We start from the raw sequence: 16,669 nt of genomic DNA, 5'->3' as shown, positions 1-16,669 counted from the left end.
CCTTTTATTGGAGTTGTTGATCTAACGCAGGTTTTCGATTGAAAATTCGGTAGCCTTTGAAAAATAAGTTTTAGACTGATCCATTTAAAGAAAAAGCGGTGGTTTAAGACCTTGAAAAATAAAGCCTTAGACTGCAGCTGCTGTTTTAGTCTGTTATTCAACTAAGGTACCCGTTGCTTTAACATGTGATACGTTTCACAACGCTGTCTGTAACGGTAAGTTTTAAGGCCATCCTTTCCGGAATGGCCTTTCATTTTGATGTAAACCTTAATATATCGAAATATCCGTTCCATAAAGGTGAAGACGAAGGCGTTTTGCAATGGACAGCGAAGAATAATTATCCCATGATGTACTATATAAAGGAATCCTTTGAGACCGTCTTATCGCTTGGGCCCATGAGGACGTTACGTGCATCGCATATCCTTTTCCTCTATAATCTTTCAATGTCTCGACTCCGGCCTCTGCAGCCTTATCGCTACTTCTTGCGCTAAAACAGACAGATACGGCCATGTTGTTTTCCGTCACCATAAAACAAGGTCCTCGAAACTTCAGTTCCGATAAAAGGGTAGGAAACCCTGGTTCCAAGCAGTATTTATTCTCTTCAGTGACCAAGGTGGCGTCTGTGTAATCCTTTACGGCTTCATGAAACGTAAAAGCCGGCCCCATCCATAAGCCTCTAATTTCTCTGTCTTTCTCCAACGCGTGTATAACTTTAGGCAATTGCTCGGTTGAATCACCCTGATTCAGGGATTGTGTGATGTCATGGATTATGCGATTTGGTACGTCGCTGTGAAATCTTACAATACTGCCAGCAACGGTCTGTCCCCAAAAAAATCGAGGAGCAGGCTGGTTCGTTGGCTCATTAATCGTTGTGATACGTCCAGCATGATCATGAATATAGAGTACTCTTGCTTGAATGCTCATTAGTTCTAAATGGTTGTACAAAGGCTTACCTCCTCTATTGATCACTCACCCTTTCCCTGTACAATTTAATTATCATCAAAGATCACTCGCTCTCGTCATAATCTGTATTCAAGGTATCATCTTTTCCGAAGCAGTTTGAACTGTCTTCTTTACGTTTCAACAAATAAACTTGCCGTCATTTGAGATACGGTTCTCCGCGTTGTCTATAACGGTCACCGCGAACCTTTGCAGGACGGCACTTTCATTGAAATATTGACCTTTCGATACCAGATAGTAAACTAGGCAGCCGTTCATCCACTTACATCCAATTTTTTGTTGTTGAGGATATGGGTTTAGACGGGCGAAATCGGACTTAACCTTTTTATCCAGAAGTGGAACAAGCCCTGTATTCGCTCGGAAAGGATGAATTCAATATCTTCCAGTCGCAAACTTGTTCAATTTCGTCTCTGCAGCAAGTATGACAGCGACAAGAACATTTCCGCGGCTGCCCTGTCCTTTTCTGAAATATAGACTACGCAGAAAATTTTTACTGTTCACACGGGCGATCATCTGAACGTAGCTTCTCGGCCAGTCGACGCATTGTGTCAAACCGCTTATCCAGTCAGCGATCTCCTGCTGTGGAAGCAGACCCTTTTCAATCATGGTATCCACGATACTGGCGATCCGCTCATCATCCTCATCGCTAAAAATTTGTTTCCCATTATGGAGCATCCCCTCAATAGCAGCAAGTACTTCAAGCTGTACCGCTGTATCGCTCTCCGGGCACTTGACCAGCTCCAGCAAAGCATCCGCACCGTGTGACGCACTATGAGCCCAGCCTCCTTCAGGCAGATAACCACGCAGATCCTTTTCCTCCTTATAATAGCGAAGTAGTGAATGCTTAAGATTCTGGAATTCAGCATAATCCAGAAAAGGCTTCTTGCTGTGACGCCGTACTATTAAAGCCACTGGCAGAACAGAGAACGTTCTTGTAAATACAGACTGATCACCTTCGCTACCAATATGATAGAACAAATGATGCTCATCGGTCAGAATTGCCAGAAGAGTGCTCAATTCCGTTTCCGTAAACCGATCCTCTTCATAAATCCATTTATACAGTGTCGGATAGATCAGTTCATCCCGTAATTCCGGTTGAGGATCCCCGATAAATTGCAGCATTAGAGTTAAAAAATCCTGTATCCGCTCACCTTCACGAAGCTGGTAATGTTCCTTCTCAATTCTTTGCAGGTCTATCATGAGTTTCATCCTTGTATTGTTCACTATCTCATCCCCTTGAATAAACGCTATTTCCGGATTACTTACACCCCTACTATAAAACAAAATAACTGACACCTGTATGTCAGTCATTGTATGGTAGCAATATTGTTTTTATATATTCTTGTAATTCATTTCTCAAATAACAGGGCTCCAATATCTCGCATTCCTTACCAAAGCTTAAAATAAACTTCAATAATCCCTCTTCATATGGAAATTGATCCACAACGATATATTGATTGTCATGTGTTTTAGTTATTTTCTCTTTTTGAAAATACTCAGTTAATTGCTCTCCCATTTTATGAGCAAACTTTAAGGTAACGGTTATGCCTCGCGTAAGATAGCTATTCCTAATTATTTCCTGGATTTCTTCATTTGGGATATCCTTTTTTTCGAAGTTCTCACCCATTTTCAAATTCTTGATCCGTACTAGCTTGAACCTTCTGTAGTCATTTCTTTCTTTGCAAAAGCCCACCAAATACCATTGACCGGCGGAAAATGTAATTTGAAACGGTTCTACTGTTCTTTCGAAATATTCCATACTTCTGTTGATATATTCGAATACCACTAGCTTATTTTTTTCAATAGCATGGTTTAATAGAAGCAGGTATTCCTTTAATTCATTTTCCATACTGAAATGAGACAGATTAATGTCTAACTTGCTTGTATTCTTTTCTTGTTTAAGCGTATTCTCGATTTTTAAAACAATATCTTGAAACGTTGTGTTTTTCCCAAATAGAAAACTTAGATTATTCATTATCGCCATGAAAGTAGAAGCTTCATCTTTGTTTAAAAAAAGATTGTCCACATTATAGTCTTCCATAATGTAATAGCCTCCACCTTTACCACCAATGGCTGCGATTGGGATACCTGCTTCACCTAACTTTTCTATATCTCTGTAAATTGTTCGTATGGATACCTCAAAATGTTCCGCAAGCTCTTTGCCTGTAACCGTACCTTTTTTTGAGATAATGAGTAACATGGATAGTAATCGATCTACGCGCATTTATTTATATTACGTTGATTTGCAACGTATCCTCTCTTATTCTTTTTTACAATGGTGTTAAATGGCCAATCCGGTCATTTTGTTCTTTTCTCAAGTAAATACTACTTTCTTATCTGATTCAACTGTACTTCTAGCTTGATCCGCTGCCTTACTATCACTTGTGGTACGGTTCACCGCGCTATTTGAAGCGGCAAGTTTCTAGAGTATAGCTTCTAAACACAGTATTTATTAGGAACACGAAACAAGGCTTCTAACGTTTAGAAGCCTTGTTTTTAGCTTTCTCCAGATAATTTTTCCAAACTGACTTGTAGTCACTTCCGGACATAGATGCTGATGATGGGCGCAAACTCTCCCAATCTTTTGACGAAAGTGATTTAATGTAGTTTCTAGCTACCATCGGATTTGCAGAAGAAACTGTCATTCCTGAATCTTGAACAAATTTACTAGCTAGTGATTCTGAGATGCTTCTTGGAACTGAATTCATTCTCATCAAGATTGCCGCTTCACTCTTAACGCCATAATAAATCATATCTGGCAAATTGTTGAATTTTATTTTTTCTTCATCATCCATTTTATCAAAATCCAGTCCAGAATTAGGTAACTTGCTTAAAGAAGCAAGACCCCAGGTACCGTAGTTTGTAAGATTACGATATATTGACTTACATGCAGTAGATAATGTAGTTGTAAGAGTCTGTTCATCTAAAACGTTGCCATTTGAAAAATACGTCTTGGCAATATAAGGGCTGAGATAATTCTGCGACATTAAACATCACACCTACTAGGTTTTGAAGCACTTTTGATTGAGAACCAAATAAGCTTTCTGGTTCCCAATCAGTTGTCTTCAATTTGAGCAGAAAAATTTGATTTTTGAGCAAGTTCGGCTACGTAAGATTTAGTAGCGTTCAGTAATGCCTTTAGCAGATGCTACTGGGTTTGCCCCAGAGGGTGTGGGAAAAGCTATTGCAGGTCTTGGGCGTTTGGAGATATCTTTTTTAAGATTTCCACGGTAAAGAAGCCATCGACGATGATCTTTTTGCCTTCTGCCTTGCCCGATAAGGTAAGGAGGTGGGCGATTACCATATCGGTTTGCTCTTTGAATGTCGCATCTAAGTATTCCGAATATGCCGCAGGCAGCCGCATGAAATACTCGTCCCAGGACTAGAATTCTTGACGTTCGCTCATAGCCGGCTGATAGCGGGGATCAACCAGTGCCTGATACGTTGCAAATTGTTCATCCCAGTCCAATAAGATCATGTCATATTTATCTGCTAGGTACCTGCTGGCTGTTGTTTTTCCGCCGCAGGCGTGTCCTGTTATTACATAAAGGCCGCCAAATTAGCGACTTCCCATGGAATGATGTTCGTGTCTTTCGACACCTCGGTTCAGCAAATTCCAAAATTGTTCAACCATGACCGATGGGGGATATGGCATCGAACGGATAATCCACCATTCCAATATACCCACTGTTGCTGAAGTTAAAAATTGTACCGTAATGTCCCTGTTCATTTCCTTATCGAGATTGATTGAATCCAGATATTCACTCAGACTTTCCCCGAACATGGTCTCCATTTGATTTCGAAATACTGTGCTTCCCTTACTCTTCAGCATTATGGAGTAGAAAGAAGCATGTTGCTCCAAATATTCAAAAGTGTGAAGTAATGCGGTTTTGGAAGGGAGATGAACTAGGTGATCTCCAGACATACAATGTCGAAGTAACTGGTTAATTTGAGCTGCTATACATTGCTCGCGCAGATCGTACTTGTCATCGAAATGCAAATACACTGTTCCTCGATTGACATTTGCTTCTACCGCAATTTGATTGATCGTTATGCTCTCGAATTCCTTTTCTGACATCAGCCTCATAAAAGCATCTATAATCGCTTGTCTCGATTTTTGAATACGCCTGGCCATATCCTTCTCCCCTTTATCCCATCCAAAAAATGATCACTTCAAAGCCCTCTGTTGAAAAATCAACAACCGAGCTTGTTTTAACCATTGAACCCCATTTATCGCACTGATACATTCACTATATAAAACATATTTTGGTAATTCAACATATGTTCAAATTAAGAGGCGGTATAATTATGAAACTTACAGGAAACACGATTTTCATTACAGGTGGTGGTTCGGGAATTGGACGTGCGTTAGCAGAAGCACTCCACCATCTTGGAAATAAAGTTATTATCTCTGGTCGAAGTAAAGAGCGTTTGGAGGAGACAATCAAAGCGAATCCCGGCATGTCCGCAATGGAATTGAATGTACAAGACCCTACCAGTATAGAGGGGGCAGCCAAGCAGTTAATCGGAGAATTCCCAGATTTGAATGTCTTGATTAACAACGCAGGCATCATTCAACCCGATGACGCGGCGGGCGTGATTGATGAGGATATTTTGGTTTCGACAGTCGCCACAAACTTGTTAGGTCCGATTCGGTTGACTTCTGCATTAATCGACCATTTGAAGTCCAAAGAAGAAGCCGTTGTCATCAACACGACTTCGATACTTGGATTTGTTCCGTTAGCGGCAACTGCTGTATACTCCGCGACGAAGGCAGCTCTTCATACCTATACGCTGTCCCAAAGATACCTGCTTAAAGACACATCGGTAAAAGTAATAGAAATTGTGCCACCATGGGTTCAAAGCAACAACGATGAACCGCGTGCAATGCCACTTGCGGCATTCATTGATGCAACGATAAAGATACTTGGCACGGATACAGACGAAGTTCTGGTCGAAGAAGCGAAAATGTTTCGAAATAACCCCGGCCCGAACGAAGGTGTTTTTGTGACCCAGCTTAACGATACGATGAAGTCTGAACCTCCAAAGATTCATTAATCCACCTATAATTCAATTTCAAAAATTTAAACGAACATGACTGTGATGGCTCCCATCACAGAAGACCCTAATACAGACCAAAGTGAAGCAGATTGCCGTTCAGCAAGGTCAGAAGCTTCGAGACATTGAACTGGAACTCGACGAGACGCTACGACAGTGTCTGGTAGTCGCAGCCCCCTTCACCACAAGGTGGACGGGGCTTTTTCTTTGGCCGGATACAAGTGCCCCTTCACGATCGTGATCTAGAGCATCTTCTCTTTCTGTTAAGCGAAAGTACCGCCAGAAGCGCATTCACTGCCAGCATCGACACTTCTGACACTTTTCTTGCCCAGCCTCGGGGAGCCTCCTCCGTTCACGAAGTCTCTTCCTTCCGTGGGATGTGACGAGGATGTTCCACTCAAAATACGATAGCCCTATGTACCTTTTCAGGCGTTACCATAGCCCGGAACCTACACACAAATATACAAATCCATGCCCTACAAGGAATTCCGCAAAAAAACTTGCCTTTACTTATGGTACGGTTCTCCGCGCTTGATTTAAACTAATCTCCCGTTAGTTGAATAGCTGGCCGCCAGTCTAACACTTTATTTCTCAGTCTACAGGAACAGAAACTACACGCAATCTCAAGAACGTCATCTATCTGTGTGCTCATTTACCCTTTCATTTGGGCATCGCGGTCGCAATCGTAATCGGAGTTTAGCCATGTTGTTTGTGGATGTCTCGGTGTTCTACGTGGAACAACTGATTCAGACGTTTAGACACCTGGTCCGCAACTTCGTCTTCCTCAACCTCGTCAACGCTCTCTTTTGGGACAAACACCACATCACTTGGGTTGCTAACAGCTAATGCTCGTACTGTATTTGATGCCCCCCGTTCCGCTCCTTCTATCGCTACTTGAGCAGATTGTTCTTCAGCTCCTCAGCCGTGTCCGGCTTCCAATAACTTATTTTTAATTTCTTCTCCTGAACCAATTGTCCAACCTGTTCAAAAAGGACTGCTCTCTTCTGGGCTGGCCAATGGGTAAATGACTGTAAATCACTGGACACATTCCAAATAGAGGTTGCATTTTCCTTTTGGGACCATTTTTTCATAAGAATCGATTCAACGTCCTCATAACGTATCCGATACAAAATACCAACGTATGTCGCGCCAATTCCATCATCCAGAATCGCTCTTTTCAGAAAATACGATTGCACCTTTTGGCAGCAAATTTCATTATTTAACGGAAGCAGATCACCCAGCACGTCATCAAATTCTCCAGTTACTTTTCCTACATAATAGCTCGTTTTAATAAGACCGCTTAGCTTTTTCTCCTCCGGATCAGCTGCTAAAAGTTCTATCCACCGCACATCCAAATCCTCAAACAGCAGCGGTGTAAGTGAAAAATATGTATCATCCCTAAGCATATGACCCCAGCCAAACAGAAACGTATGCCGGTTTTGCTTAGTATCAAACTTCACCGTACCTAGCACGTTCAAAATAAAACGCTGCGCCACCGGATCTTTGTAATACGGTGAAAACGCCTCGAAAACTTCGCCAGCAGGCTTGGTTAGAAGTGCAGAAGCGAAGACAGGAGACAGCCAGGCTCCCCCATATTGTTCATATAGCTTGCAAGCCAGCGCTTGTAGCCGACTATCTCCATCCATTAAAACAGAGCCAACCAAAATCATAGGAAAGGCTTGTTCTAAAGTCACCCCTTCCAAAGTATCACTTATATTAAAGATAGAAGTATCTCTGTAGGTTAACTTTAGCACCTCGCTGTCGCGCTTAAATGATGAAATCTTCTGGATATGCTCTGCTGCAAGCTCATACACCTTGCACATCTTCTCGCTCGCTTTGCCCGGCATCATGCCAAGAAAGGCAAGCAGTGTTTCATGCTCTTCCCAGCTGATCTTGCTGCCAGACTTTTTCTCCAGAAACGTCTGCAAAAAAGCTAGTAATTGATCAGCAAGCAGATCCGACACTGTATTCGAAAATGTGTGGTTTAATATTTTTTCACATTTTTGAGGCGACTTTAATAGCTTTTTCCAATAAGCTGCAGCCGGTTCATAATCAATCTTAGCCAGTGCCTTCTGGGCAGCAAGCTTACTCTTCCCGCGCTCTGTACTGGCCAGATGCAACAGCTCAGGTGCCTCGTTAGCTCCGAGCTCCGAGATAGCCTTCTCTCTGCTACCCCCTTTGGGCGGCAATGCATCGAGAACTGGCTGATTATAGTCTGTCATTACTGGGTTCCCCCTCATCCTGAATCTTTCTATTATAGTAGCATGGAAATTTTGCGGATTTATAGTTCTGACTTCCTTTATAACAAACTCTACATGCTGCCCGTTAGCTTAACACCGTCGCCAGTCTAACACTTTATTTTCCGGTCTTATTTTTCGATCCACAACTTTATTTACTCAGAACATTAGAACGTGTATATCTCCACACTCTCTTCGAAAACTCTAACTTCCCTAACCACATGACGGATCAGTTCTTTCTTATCCTCAAACGTTAGCTCATCCTGTGCCTTCGATAAATAATATTCAGCAGCTTCCTGAATCAAGTTGCGGCTATATTCATGATTGATCTGTAGCTTCGTTTGTTCAAGTAGCTCGTGTAAGCGCTGATTCAGTTTATCTTCCTTTTCCTTCAGTTCTTTTAACTCTTGCCGTATATCTTCTTCGCCAACGTCTTCTTCACCAGATGCAAACAATTTGAGTAACTTTTTGCGTCCGCTTTTCGTTTTTTCGAGCTCTTTTTGTAATCGCTCCAGCTCCACTTGCTCGAATGGAGTTTCCACTTTATCTTCCACTGCCACCGCAATCTCGTCAGGATTATTCAACCAGGACGCAACCGTTTCCCAAACCAGATTGTCCATTTGCTCACATCTTACACGACGACCGCACCCTTTATTTTTTGCACCTGCTGTATTCTTAACGTCGGTATACTCAAATACATGCTGGCTCCAGTTTTTCGCTTTTCTTCCTGGCATCGTATTTCCACAGGACCCGCAACGTACTAGGCCGCTTAAGAGGTACTCGTTGAAGCTCCGGCCCGCCCATCTTCTTCTAGATTCCTTAAGTAGCTGCTGGGCATGTTCAAATTTCACTTCGTCTATGATGGATGGGCAGGGTAAGGATATCCACTCTTCTTTTGGGCGCATTTTCATACGGACTTTTTCATCTGGCTGGCGAAACTGATTACCCAGCATCCCTTCCGTATTCCACTTATTTTGATAAAATCTCCCCACGTACGCCTCGTTCATCAGCATCTGTCGTACCACCTGGCGATGCCATACACTAGCACCACGCTTTGTAGGGACCCCTTTATTGGTTAAATAAACTGCTATCCCATTGATCCCTTGAACTAGCTCGTTGGGCTGAGTAAACAGATCAAATACAAGTCGCACTACTACTGCCTCAGCTTCATTTATTACTATTTGTTCCTTCTCTGAATCATAACTGTACCCATATATTTGAAAGTCACGGAGAACGCGGCCTTGTCTTGCCTTTTCTCTTCTTCCACGACTCATACGCTCATTAATTTTTGCTTTCTCGAATTCTGCAATCGCTCCACGCATGCTGTAAAAGAGCTGTCCTTCTGGAGTCTTGGCGTATTCGCCATTCACGAATACGAGCTCTATCCCGCGTTTATCAAATTCATCTGTAATTAGCAGCTGGTTCATAAGCTTACGTGATAAACGGTCTGGGTCAAGACAAACGATCTTCGTAATAAATCCATCCTTAACATCTTGTCTTAGCCTTGAGAGAGCCGGTCGATCTAAGAACTCGCCTGACACATCGTCAACATATTCAGCAGCTTCACTCGTCGCTGCTTTCTTCCTGCATTCCCTTAACTGATCGTCGAGGCTGAATCCGCTCTTGGCTTGTTCCTCTGTACTCACCCTGGCATATATTCCGATCATACGGCTTCTCCCTCCTGTATTTTCCTAATAAATACTGATAACAGGCGGAACGAATACTGTCAGTAGAAATACCCGGTATAATCTTTACATGCACCGTTCATCCCCTCCTGTCGAGAAGATATGCGCGAACGGCTTGTCAAAAGTAGTGAGGAAACATGAAAAACCCGTCACTCCTTAAATTGAGCTGCGACATACTACCCCCACTACATTTCACCCACCTCCATGAAAAAAGCACCACTCGGGTGCTATTGTTAGAATAGTATCCAGCTAATCAAGCAACGGTTAGAAGCGTTCATCGGAATGGCCCTCCCCAACCGTTCTCGTGGAAAGCTCATCGAATATGATCCAGGACGCTTTTCATGACCTGCGGCGAGTCTTGCCGATCGAATAAATTATAGCGGACCTTGACTGTTTGATAGACTTGATTCAGCGCTTTTTGGCTCTTTGTTTTCCGGTACTCGCTCACAAGTTTGGTAAAGGAAGGATGCCGGATTACGTCTGTTCGCCAGTCCCACACGCGCGGTTTTTGGACTTCTCGCCGGACCTGTTCCACCATCTCAATTACTTTAGGTGCAAGAGAGGCGCTAAGCTGCGTTTCGGCCTTCTTCTTCTCTGGAAGATCAGACAGCATCACATAGTTGGGAAGGGAAGACAACGGCTTGTTGTTTACATGCAACAATTGGCCCGAATAGTTGTGCACGGCCTCTAGCAACAAGTCTTGATTGACTTCGTATTGAAAATACTCCCATCCATCCGCAGTTTTTTTGCTTGGCAAAAACAGATGGATGAAGTCGAGCATACTTGTGTAGTACGGCTGCGCTTCCGGATACACATACCCTTTTGCATCGACCTGGAATCCCGGCACTCCCACCTCTACTGCCCAGCGGACCGCTTCACTTTGGCTGTCTTTGGGAGCTACACTCCCCTTATAAGGCCTAACTTTTTTGTACATGCGGTACAACGTCTCCGCAACAAATTGCTTCGTAAGTCGTTGGTCTTTCAGGTCCTCAGGCTGTACGATCCCCGCCTGGACAAGTGCATTTATCCGCGCTTTTAGTTCCATTTCTCCCCGCTTTTGCCGCAGCTCGCCTCCCCATTGACCAGATGCTTGCTGCTGCTCTATTTGCTTGCTGATGGCGGCTGGATCGTAACCTTGGGGATAGACGGGATCCAATATCCCGATCTCATTGTACAGGGCCAGTAAATACCCATCTTTAGAGACGCTGAATTCATCGATCATGAAGCCGCGCGGCGTGTCTGTACCGTTAAGTTCGCCGACGATTTCCGTGAGGCTTTTTCTGTTTTTGTCCAGGATGCTGGCCTGATGCGGATTTTTAATCTTGAGCGCCCCTTTTAGGAGAGAATAAAAAACTTCTTTTTCTTCAATCGTATTGACCGTGGGCATTTTGTAGGCAATGCGATAAGAGGCCGCCGTTGCCGCTCCTGCCTCTTGAATTGGATAGGCGAGTTGCCCGACAGATAGAACGGCTGCGATTGCAGCGATAAACACAACCTTTTTCATATATTTGTTACCTCCTCATTGGGGCAAGCGTATCGGAAGTTGATTCACGGGTGTTTGCAAATACATTTGTTAGACGAACGCTTCTTGAATAAAGTTACATCGCACCCATGATTCCCCTGGGATATTGCGTTAAGTTATTTTTCTATCTAAATACTGTTCACCTTTTTAAATCGTTGAAAGTTTATAGCAATTTTCTGCGGTTTGATATGAACCATTTACGTCCCAAAGGCGCGGATCATTTAGTAGTACAATTGCATCCTCTGTTGAAGTTCTCCTACTTCACAATTTCTCTTATGTTAAAATACGATCTCTTTCCTCCAGTTTGTAACCAGAAAAGATATTTACATTTTTTAGAAATAAATGTAAATTATATAAGTGAGTTTTACCAAATTTTAGGAGGTTGTATTTATGAAGTTAAAGAAACTGATTTCAACGCTTGGACTTACGACTTGCCTACTTTCCATGTCATCGTCAGCATTCGCTATGGGTGATGCCAGAGAGCCTGATAGTTTTGACTCACCGAATTATTTTCAAGGAATTGGTGATAGTTTTGAAGGTACTTTTTACAAAGTATATCCAGATTTTGAAAGACCAATGGATCATGACTATTTTCAATGGACAAACGACACAGGCCAAGGAAAAGCATTTTATATTAATTTCGACACCTATCAAAATCGCAGCCTAGACTATATGATTCGTGATATGAGTGTTGGTGGTCCAGTACATCAAGTGTTTAAAGATACTGGACGCGAATCCTGGTATGTATATTTGCCCGCTGGTGAAAAAATTAAAATACATGTTTCTTCCCAAGATGCAATAAGAGTTGACCCCAATGTGAAATATATCATTGCCTTGAGCGAGCGTCCTTGGTGGTAGATTTGTTGCAAGATTTAGAGGGCTGCTAAAAGCAGTTCCTCTAAATCACTTGCATTCCATATCACTAAATTCCATCGATATTGACTCTGCCTGTTCCCTTGTCATGTCGTACCCATGCCTCTTGTAAGCTTCGATCATTTTTCATCTCATCTTTTGCGTAGTCATCAGCCATGTTGCCACCGCCTTTTATCACATCGATTTGTCACTCCTCTTCTCCGAAAATAGTTTCAGCTTTTGTGTTCAGTACTATCTGAACCTTTAATGGATGAGGTTTATGATAAGAACTTTAACAACATTTATCACTCCACTGTTCTGCCGCAAAACACAAGCAATACTACCAATTCTTTCGAAATTCCAGTCAATCTACCTAGAAATCAAACCCTCTACATAGCCGTAGGTGTCCAAGACGAATCTGGAAACTGGAGTTGGACAGACGACGGGATGCACTTCATGTATATCCAAACTCCTTAACCTATTTTGGTGTCCATTGAGTTTTCAATGGGCATCATTTTCTTCGGCTGGCCTCGGTTTAAGGCGAATCAGGAATTATCATTAGCTCACATAGTTTGGTATTATCAGTAAGCAGGAAAATTTATCTTAACTTCTGAAAATGAGGTGCTGTATTTGCGGTGGTTCTTTTCGCCTGAGAAGAAAAAATATAAATATGTTGTAAAAGCTGTTGTCTTTTCCTCCCTCATAAATCTTGTGTTTTTTTTTGTCCCAGTGTTATCGGGACTACTTCTTACCTACTTCTATACACCTGATGTCATCGATGCGTATAACGACGTTAAATATTTGCAAAGCGAAGTAAGTTTTGGTTTCGTTCAAAGACCGGATAATGCAGAAACGTTAGTTCCTTTTTTTCTTGGTTTAGTTGCATATTTTATTCTTCTTTTTGTGATTAAAAAGATGAAAAGATAATTGGCCCAGGAAATTTCTACTACAGCCTTGTCGATTAGGTCATGTGTGGTCCCGATATATTTCAGGGGTCGGCGTTAAGAGACATCTTGACGATAGAATGATTGATGGCCAAACGTTCAATGAATACTCAAATCACTTGATAACAGTTTTAAAGGGACCATTAAGGTCCCCTTTTTCGTATCTATTGATCACAAGACACCCTTTTGACTTTAATATCTCATTCTCAATACAACGCGCAGCATACGTAGCCAGCTTGGTGCCCTTATCCACCTGATAACTCTCGATTGCTTTGATCAATCCAATGGTACCGATGGAAATCAGATCTTCACTGTCCTCACCTGTGTTCTCGAATTTCTTCACAATATGCGCCACCAAACGCAAATTGTGCTCAATCAGCTTGTTGCGGGCGTAAGGGTCGCCTTTGGCCATGAGTCGGAGGTACTTTTCTTCTTCTGTGTCCTGAAGCGGTTGCGGGAAGGCATTGTTCTTGACATAAGCCACAAACACAAGAAGCTCTTTAAAAACAAGGGAAAGCGCCGCGATAATGCTGGACATGGCTGCCACCTCCACGTCTGGAATAGCTTACTTCTATCCTTATGTGGGCGGTTGCCTATGCGTGCCTGTACACAGGGAGTTGTTGTCGATTAATTCACTGTTGCTTGTATGGTAAAGGATCACTTAGAAAAAATGGAGTATTTTGGTAAAATGAACAAAACGAATGATTGGAGTGATCACCCATAATAGAATTTGGCGCCGTATCGATCGAATGGGGTACTGTACTCGTTCAGCTCTTTATCTTCTTCATGCCTTTAGCACTTGTCATTGCTTTTTGCTTGTTCATCGTAAAACGCACCGCAACCAAGCAAAAAACCATCGACGAGCTGGAAAAACGCGTCGCAGCACTCGAGCAAGAAATAAAGCGTCCGAAATTATAACGGACGCTTACCTTTTTCCTCTATTCAAATAAAGCCATCATCTCTTCGTCTTCTCTCTCACGTGCTATATCGTATGGTGTTTGCCCCTCCATGTCCTTTTTGTTAGGATTCGCACCTTTAGCCAGCAGCAACTCTACCACATCCACACGCTCCTCACCATCTGCTACCTGTGTGTGCAACGGGGTACTTCCATCATGAGCGCTGGCATGTATGTCTGCACCGTGCGCGATGAGCGCCTCTGCAACCTCTGGATAGAGCGCGATATGTAACGGTGTAATACCCTCATCATTTTTCGCATGGACATCTGCTCCCTGTGCGACCAAATACGCAATAAGGTCAACATCGTCTGTCATCACAGCGCCATGTAGTATGGAAAACTCATACTCATCCTTTTCATGCAGCAATTCCGGCTGTTTCGTGACGATCTTTTTTACGAGCTCAATGTCTCCCAATTCAGCTGCATCATATAAATCTGCGAAATGGTAAGTCATATCTGTATCTGTCTCTCCTTTCTTATACATTCCTCCCTGCTCCTTACCGCTCCTCTGTCTCAAATACAAGTTTGGCGAGCAGGACCACCGGTGCATCTTTTTCTTGCTGGCCCTCAGTGAGATCAAACAATTTTTCGTTAATCGGACCGTAGCGCGATTCATTGCCATACAGCAAAATCACATGTGGGTACTTGCCAATCTCCTCTGTTAACTGTTTGGGCCATTCTTTTCTATCGAGCGTTGCATTCATCGCATATTCGTTTTCCAAATACGTGAAAAAGTCCGCTCTGGCCTCTGCATCCTGTACCTCATGCACTTCAAAAAAGTCCTCGTCCACCCATTCAAGACCCGACGCTGTTAAAAAGCCAGACGGTATCACATCCCCGTCTTCATCGTAAACCGGAGTCAGAAAATCCGCTAGTTCATCAGAAGACTGCAAGGTTGTTCCCCATACCGTTACCACATTTCTCATTGTCTTTCCCCCTCGCTCCCGAACTTTTATGAGGTCTGGATGACTCCACGAACGTTAATAAAATCTCGGCGCCCCCTCGTCTAATGCTTTGCTGTTTCCAAGGAAGAGCGAATGCGATCTACACGCTCCTTTTCCTTGCGCAATATGGCTTTTTCGTACGCTACATCCAACAACCGATTGATTTCTTGCCAATTCGCTTCACCAGAAGGAGACTCACCACTTGCCAGCATTTTCCCCCAAGCACTTAACGCAATCTGCCGCTGTGCTTCATTTCCGTCCAGCCAGCGAATCAGATCATCCCATTGTGGACGTGATGCCGCGAATAGCTCATCCCAGCCTTCAATCGGGTACGCCACATGCGGTTCCATCCACAAAATGACTTCTCGGGAGCGAAAGTGATGCAAATGACTGTTGGCAGCATATCCTACCAGACATTCTTTTCTGGCAACGACTTCGTCCATCTCAGCCAAAACTCGCTGCAAGCCCTCTTGTTCCGGCAAACAAGCTGCCGTCACGTATGCACGTAGACTCGAGCCTATGCGTTCATAATGTGGCCCGGACTCCCAGAGCGAGCGTACCCACCCCTCAGCCTTCTTGCCTACTGTCTCGACAATGAGCTGGCACCAGAGTAGCAGATTGCTTGATGAGGTTTCTTGCTCGATTTGCGCTACCCATTTATGCAAAATCGGCTCCCAATCGTATTGAGTAAATGCCTCTTGGATACGTGAATCTCCTGCACCATGCATTTTTGCAAACAAGACCAGCTTCTCGAAATCTTGCGCCGCCTCTTCAAAGGTGAGCGTCCGATAGGTTTGCAGCCATTCTTTCCATTCTTGTGCGACTTGCCCCTCAACATCGAGCCCATCTGCACCTGCGAGTGCTTCATAATTCCAGCACTCTGCCCCAATACAGCCCAGCTCCGTGACTCGCTCTACGAACTCTGTGAAGCTTTTGCCGAGCAATAGGAACTCGTCTGTCTCATGCCCCCAAGAATAGACGGGCGGGTCATCTGCGCCTGTCGACAAATCGATGAGCAGCATGTCGCCATTACCGCCGACGTGAAAACAGAGATACCTTTTCTCGTCCTCACTCTCTTCGTCTCCACCAAAGTACGGCCACTCAAATGCATCCAATGACCATCCCAAATCTCCACTGAGTGAAAAAGGATCTAACGCTCGAGATGGCAACGACCAATTAATTTGAACCTGACTGCTGCCGGCAAGCAAAATAGTACGGATCGTCGCGGGAAAGCTGACCCCGAGACTTTCCTCTCTTCTTTCGATTTCTTCCAGCCCTGCTGGTGGTTCTATTGTGAGCGGCCAAACCTGGGCACCTTGTCGCTCCATATCATGCATAAGTAACTTCCACGCTTCAAACCACTTTTCCATTCGCTGCTCCATTGGCATAACGACCTCTCTCATCTGTCGCTTTCTATCTTACGAATTCTATTTCTATTTTCTTTATCTAAAATTCGATTTCATATCCTACTAAAGCACCAATTATATCCATTTTTTTCATGGTAAAATTATC

Annotated in this window: 16 protein-coding genes; 3 read left to right on the top strand and 13 right to left on the bottom strand. The window is 43.4% G+C overall.

The genetic code is table 11. The features are described from left to right. Positions 1 to 267 precede the first annotated feature (267 nt). The 6 genes from ACKKE8_RS10890 to ACKKE8_RS10865 all read right to left on the bottom strand — a co-directional run bounded on the left by ACKKE8_RS10890 (position 268) and on the right by ACKKE8_RS10865 (position 5,095). Positions 268 to 945, bottom strand: a complete 678-nt coding sequence (locus ACKKE8_RS10890; RefSeq protein ID WP_409178184.1) for a GNAT family N-acetyltransferase — start codon at positions 943 to 945, stop codon at positions 268 to 270. 387 nt (positions 946 to 1,332) lie between these two features. Continuing rightward, positions 1,333 to 2,184 (bottom strand): DUF2785 domain-containing protein, encoded by an 852-nt coding sequence (locus ACKKE8_RS10885; protein WP_409178183.1) that lies wholly within the window; start codon positions 2,182 to 2,184, stop codon positions 1,333 to 1,335. 79 nt (positions 2,185 to 2,263) lie between these two features. Then, positions 2,264 to 3,160 carry a helix-turn-helix transcriptional regulator gene (locus ACKKE8_RS10880; RefSeq protein ID WP_409178182.1) on the bottom strand — a complete coding sequence of 299 codons (897 nt, stop codon included), beginning with the start codon at positions 3,158 to 3,160 and terminating at the stop codon, positions 2,264 to 2,266. A 274-nt stretch (positions 3,161 to 3,434) separates the two neighbouring features. Next, positions 3,435 to 3,947, bottom strand: a complete 513-nt coding sequence (locus tag ACKKE8_RS10875; protein ID WP_409178181.1) for a hypothetical protein — start codon at positions 3,945 to 3,947, stop codon at positions 3,435 to 3,437. 194 nt (positions 3,948 to 4,141) lie between these two features. Continuing rightward, the gene (locus tag ACKKE8_RS10870) at positions 4,142 to 4,324 is read right to left on the bottom strand and encodes a hypothetical protein (RefSeq protein ID WP_409178180.1); all 183 of its coding nucleotides are present in this window, start codon (positions 4,322 to 4,324) and stop codon (positions 4,142 to 4,144) included. 195 nt (positions 4,325 to 4,519) lie between these two features. Then, the gene (locus tag ACKKE8_RS10865) at positions 4,520 to 5,095 is read right to left on the bottom strand and encodes a TetR/AcrR family transcriptional regulator (protein ID WP_409178179.1); all 576 of its coding nucleotides are present in this window, start codon (positions 5,093 to 5,095) and stop codon (positions 4,520 to 4,522) included. Between the two features lie 173 nt (positions 5,096 to 5,268). Between ACKKE8_RS10865 and ACKKE8_RS10860 the strand changes: the two genes are divergently transcribed. Then, positions 5,269 to 6,018 (top strand): SDR family oxidoreductase, encoded by a 750-nt coding sequence (locus ACKKE8_RS10860; RefSeq protein WP_409178178.1) that lies wholly within the window; start codon positions 5,269 to 5,271, stop codon positions 6,016 to 6,018. A gap of 890 nt (positions 6,019 to 6,908) precedes the next feature. Here the strand turns inward: ACKKE8_RS10860 and ACKKE8_RS10855 are convergent. The 3 genes from ACKKE8_RS10855 to ACKKE8_RS10845 all read right to left on the bottom strand — a co-directional run bounded on the left by ACKKE8_RS10855 (position 6,909) and on the right by ACKKE8_RS10845 (position 11,444). Further along, positions 6,909 to 8,240, bottom strand: coding sequence for a hypothetical protein (locus ACKKE8_RS10855; protein WP_409178177.1), 1,332 nt, complete (start codon positions 8,238 to 8,240; stop codon positions 6,909 to 6,911). 182 nt (positions 8,241 to 8,422) lie between these two features. Beyond that, on the bottom strand, positions 8,423 to 9,922 hold the full coding sequence (locus tag ACKKE8_RS10850; RefSeq protein WP_409178176.1) for a recombinase family protein: 1,500 nt from the start codon (positions 9,920 to 9,922) through the stop codon (positions 8,423 to 8,425). A gap of 331 nt (positions 9,923 to 10,253) precedes the next feature. After that, the gene (locus ACKKE8_RS10845) at positions 10,254 to 11,444 is read right to left on the bottom strand and encodes a hypothetical protein (RefSeq protein ID WP_409178175.1); all 1,191 of its coding nucleotides are present in this window, start codon (positions 11,442 to 11,444) and stop codon (positions 10,254 to 10,256) included. Between the two features lie 408 nt (positions 11,445 to 11,852). Between ACKKE8_RS10845 and ACKKE8_RS10840 the strand changes: the two genes are divergently transcribed. Both ACKKE8_RS10840 and ACKKE8_RS10835 read left to right on the top strand, forming a co-directional pair. Beyond that, positions 11,853 to 12,320 (top strand): hypothetical protein, encoded by a 468-nt coding sequence (locus ACKKE8_RS10840; protein WP_409178174.1) that lies wholly within the window; start codon positions 11,853 to 11,855, stop codon positions 12,318 to 12,320. 615 nt (positions 12,321 to 12,935) lie between these two features. After that, positions 12,936 to 13,241, top strand: a complete 306-nt coding sequence (locus tag ACKKE8_RS10835; protein WP_409178173.1) for a hypothetical protein — start codon at positions 12,936 to 12,938, stop codon at positions 13,239 to 13,241. Positions 13,242 to 13,373: 132 nt separating this feature from the next. Here ACKKE8_RS10835 and ACKKE8_RS10830 read toward each other — a convergent pair whose 3' ends face one another. The 4 genes from ACKKE8_RS10830 to ACKKE8_RS10815 all read right to left on the bottom strand — a co-directional run bounded on the left by ACKKE8_RS10830 (position 13,374) and on the right by ACKKE8_RS10815 (position 16,560). Next, positions 13,374 to 13,796 carry a sigma-70 family RNA polymerase sigma factor gene (locus ACKKE8_RS10830; RefSeq protein WP_409178172.1) on the bottom strand — a complete coding sequence of 141 codons (423 nt, stop codon included), beginning with the start codon at positions 13,794 to 13,796 and terminating at the stop codon, positions 13,374 to 13,376. Between the two features lie 400 nt (positions 13,797 to 14,196). Further along, positions 14,197 to 14,697 (bottom strand): ankyrin repeat domain-containing protein, encoded by a 501-nt coding sequence (locus ACKKE8_RS10825; RefSeq protein WP_409178171.1) that lies wholly within the window; start codon positions 14,695 to 14,697, stop codon positions 14,197 to 14,199. 13 nt (positions 14,698 to 14,710) lie between these two features. Next, entirely contained in the window at positions 14,711 to 15,139 is a 429-nt protein-coding gene (locus tag ACKKE8_RS10820) for an immunity 22 family protein (RefSeq protein ID WP_409178170.1), read from the bottom strand. A gap of 80 nt (positions 15,140 to 15,219) precedes the next feature. Then, positions 15,220 to 16,560 (bottom strand): SMI1/KNR4 family protein, encoded by a 1,341-nt coding sequence (locus tag ACKKE8_RS10815; protein ID WP_409178169.1) that lies wholly within the window; start codon positions 16,558 to 16,560, stop codon positions 15,220 to 15,222. Between the last annotated feature and the right edge of the window lie 109 nt (positions 16,561 to 16,669).

Source organism: Brevibacillus fortis, assembly GCF_046196545.1.
Lineage (GTDB): Bacteria > Bacillota > Bacilli > Brevibacillales > Brevibacillaceae > Brevibacillus > Brevibacillus fortis_A.
This window is presented reverse-complemented; position numbering and strand designations above follow the sequence as displayed.

Excerpts from the sequence above, each read along its gene's own strand:
- ACKKE8_RS10880 (WP_409178182.1), bottom strand. The coding sequence starts at position 3,160 with ATGTTACTCATTATCTCAAAAAAAGGTACGGTTACAGGCAAAGAGCTT.
- ACKKE8_RS10875 (WP_409178181.1), bottom strand. The coding sequence starts at position 3,947 with ATGTCGCAGAATTATCTCAGCCCTTATATTGCCAAGACGTATTTTTCA.
- ACKKE8_RS10870 (WP_409178180.1), bottom strand. The coding sequence starts at position 4,324 with ATGCGGCTGCCTGCGGCATATTCGGAATACTTAGATGCGACATTCAAA.
- ACKKE8_RS10865 (WP_409178179.1), bottom strand. The coding sequence starts at position 5,095 with ATGGCCAGGCGTATTCAAAAATCGAGACAAGCGATTATAGATGCTTTT.
- ACKKE8_RS10860 (WP_409178178.1), top strand. The coding sequence starts at position 5,269 with ATGAAACTTACAGGAAACACGATTTTCATTACAGGTGGTGGTTCGGGA.
- ACKKE8_RS10855 (WP_409178177.1), bottom strand. The coding sequence starts at position 8,240 with ATGACAGACTATAATCAGCCAGTTCTCGATGCATTGCCGCCCAAAGGG.
- ACKKE8_RS10850 (WP_409178176.1), bottom strand. The coding sequence starts at position 9,922 with ATGATCGGAATATATGCCAGGGTGAGTACAGAGGAACAAGCCAAGAGC.
- ACKKE8_RS10845 (WP_409178175.1), bottom strand. The coding sequence starts at position 11,444 with ATGAAAAAGGTTGTGTTTATCGCTGCAATCGCAGCCGTTCTATCTGTC.
- ACKKE8_RS10840 (WP_409178174.1), top strand. The coding sequence starts at position 11,853 with ATGAAGTTAAAGAAACTGATTTCAACGCTTGGACTTACGACTTGCCTA.
- ACKKE8_RS10830 (WP_409178172.1), bottom strand. The coding sequence starts at position 13,796 with ATGTCCAGCATTATCGCGGCGCTTTCCCTTGTTTTTAAAGAGCTTCTT.
- ACKKE8_RS10825 (WP_409178171.1), bottom strand. The coding sequence starts at position 14,697 with ATGTATAAGAAAGGAGAGACAGATACAGATATGACTTACCATTTCGCA.
- ACKKE8_RS10820 (WP_409178170.1), bottom strand. The coding sequence starts at position 15,139 with ATGAGAAATGTGGTAACGGTATGGGGAACAACCTTGCAGTCTTCTGAT.
- ACKKE8_RS10815 (WP_409178169.1), bottom strand. The coding sequence starts at position 16,560 with ATGAGAGAGGTCGTTATGCCAATGGAGCAGCGAATGGAAAAGTGGTTT.